Origin of the sequence: Kineococcus vitellinus, from assembly GCF_009906315.1 — a bacterium.
GTDB lineage: Bacteria > Actinomycetota > Actinomycetes > Actinomycetales > Kineococcaceae > Kineococcus > Kineococcus vitellinus.
This window is the reverse complement of sequence record NZ_JAAALL010000466.1, coordinates 1-2,198: the sequence shown is the minus strand read 5'-3', so window position 1 is coordinate 2,198 and position 2,198 is coordinate 1. Positions and strand designations below refer to the sequence as shown.

General features: G+C 79.7%; 2 protein-coding genes and 1 pseudogene. 1 reads left to right on the top strand and 2 read right to left on the bottom strand.

Annotation, left to right across the window (positions count from 1 at the left end; genetic code table 11):
• Positions 1–311: pseudogene (locus GTQ99_RS22490) on the top strand (hypothetical protein); the annotation flags it as partial.
• Positions 312–321: 10 nt separating this feature from the next.
• On the opposite strand, the gene GTQ99_RS22485 reads toward GTQ99_RS22490, so the two are convergent.
• Positions 322–1,134 (bottom strand): endonuclease/exonuclease/phosphatase family protein, encoded by an 813-nt coding sequence (locus tag GTQ99_RS22485; RefSeq protein ID WP_166617899.1) that lies wholly within the window; start codon positions 1,132–1,134, stop codon positions 322–324.
• A partial coding sequence (locus tag GTQ99_RS22480; RefSeq protein ID WP_338075199.1) for an ROK family glucokinase occupies positions 1,134–2,198 on the bottom strand: 1,065 nt, incomplete at its 5' end. The genes GTQ99_RS22480 and GTQ99_RS22485, both read right to left, overlap by 1 nt.

The following is a 2,198-nucleotide window of genomic DNA, read 5'->3' as shown; positions in this document are numbered from 1 at the left end:
GGCGGGCACGTCCTCGCGCGGCGCCGGCGCGCCGGCGCGAGCAGGAACCGGCCGAGCTGGCCGGCCTGACCGAGGACGAGGGCTTCGTGCCCGAGGAGCCCAAGCCGCTGCCGCGCGACCTGCTGGGCTGGGCGGCGTGGATCGCCGTCGTCGGGGCCCCGATCTTCCTGCTGGTCGTCGCGCTCGCCTGGGACGACGTGCCGCAGCTGCTGACGGCCGCCACGGCGGGCGTGTTCGTCGCCGGCTTCGCCACCCTCGTGGTGCGGCTGCCGAGCTCGCACGACGGTGACGACGACGGGGCCGTCGTCTGAGGTCAGCCCCTCAGCCGGCGCCGGGGCCCACGGGCTCCACGACGGCCGGCGCCGCGACGGCCGGCACGAGCAGGTCGGCGACGACGAGCAGGTGGTCGCTGGCCGCGGCGGCCCCCGGGTGCCGGGGCGTGCCGACGGCGCTCACGCTGAGGCGCCGGTCGACGAGGACGGCGTCCAGCCGCCGCCGCGGCGCGGCCGCCGGGTAGGTGGGGAAGGCGGCGCCCACCGCCTCCGCCGCGTCGGCGAGCACGGTCGCCAGCCGCTGCCGGGCCGCGCCGTCCGGGCCCTCGTTGAGGTCGCCGGCCACCACCAGCGGCGCACCGGACCACGGGGCGCACGGCCCGGGCACGGGGGCGCCGGGCAGCAGCCGCCCCACGTGGTCCAGGCGCTCGGCGGCGTCCAGGCCCAGGTGCACGCTGCGCACCAGCACGTGGGTGGACCAGCCCTCGCCCAGCGGGACGCGCACCACCGCCTCGGCCGTCCCGCGCTGGCGCACCGGCCGCCGGGCGCGCCAGCGCGGGACGGGCAGCGCGCGCACCCCCGCGGCGCGCACGTCGACCCGGGCGGCGGTCAGCACGGCGGTGCCGGCGCCCGCCGCGCCGGCGGCGCTCACCCACAGGCCCACCCCGCTCGCGAGGTCCCCCAGCCGGTGCACGGCCAGCGGGTGGGTGGGCACCTCCTGCAGGCACACCACGTCGGCGGCGGCCTCGCGCAGCAGCGCCCGCAGCGCGTGCGCGTCGTCCAGCAGCTCGCGGACGTTGGCGCTCGCCACCCGCAACCGGGTCGCCGGGCGGGCCGCGCCCGCCCGCCCGGCCGCCGCCATCAGCCCCAGCCGCGGGAGAGGTCGGCGGCGCCGACGAGCCCGGCCGCCGGCCCCAGCGTGGCCCGCACGATCGCCAGCTCCGGCCGGAAGCCGCGCCCGGTCAGGGTGCGCCGGTAGGCGTCCCGGCAGGGGCCGAGCAGCAGCTCGTCGGCGTCGGAGACCCCGCCGCCGATGACGACGGTGCCGGGGTCCAGCGCCGCGGCGAGGTTGGCCACGCCGATGCCCAGCCAGCGGCCGACGTCCTCGAACAGCTCGATGGCCGCCGGGTCGCCCGTGCGGGCGGCCTGCGTGACCAGCGGGCCGGTGATGGCCTCCGGGTCGCCACCGGCGAGCTCCAGCAGCGCGTGCGCGACGGGCGACCTCGAGCGGGCCAGCTCGCGGGCCTCGCGCACGAGGGCGTTGCCGGAGGCGTACTGCTCCCAGCAGCCGCGGTTGCCGCACTCGCAGCGGTGGCCGCCCGGGACGACGACCATGTGGCCGAACTCCCCCGCGATGCCGAAGCGCCCGCGCACCACGCGGCCTTGGGTGACGATGCCGCCGCCGATGCCGGTGCCCATGGTCACGCACACCAGGCGGGACTCCCCCCGCCCGGCGCCGAAGCGGTACTCCGCCCACGCGGCGGCGTTGGCGTCGTTCTCCACGATCGTGCGCCGGCCCACGCGCCGGCCCAGGCGGGCCCGCACCCGCCGCTCGACGGCCTCGCGCAGCGGTTCGTGCCGCCAGGCCAGGTGCGGGGCGAAGAGGACGGTGGAGCGCTCGGCGTCGACGAAGCCGGCGGCGCCGATGCCGACGGAGACGATGTCGTGCTGCGCGGCCAGCTCCTCGACCACCTCGGCGATGGTGTCCTCGACGGCCTGCGGGCTCGTGGTCGGCGTGTCGCGGCGCAGCTGCGCGACGACGCGCCCGTCACCGTCCACGACGCCCGCGGCGACCTTCGTGCCGCCGATGTCGACGCCGACGGCGGGGCCGTCGCCGATGAGCGCGCGGCGGGTCTGCTGGCGCAGCCGCTGCTGCAGCGCGACGCGTCGGGGGTCCGGTGCCCGGCGGCGCGCCGGGCACCGGAC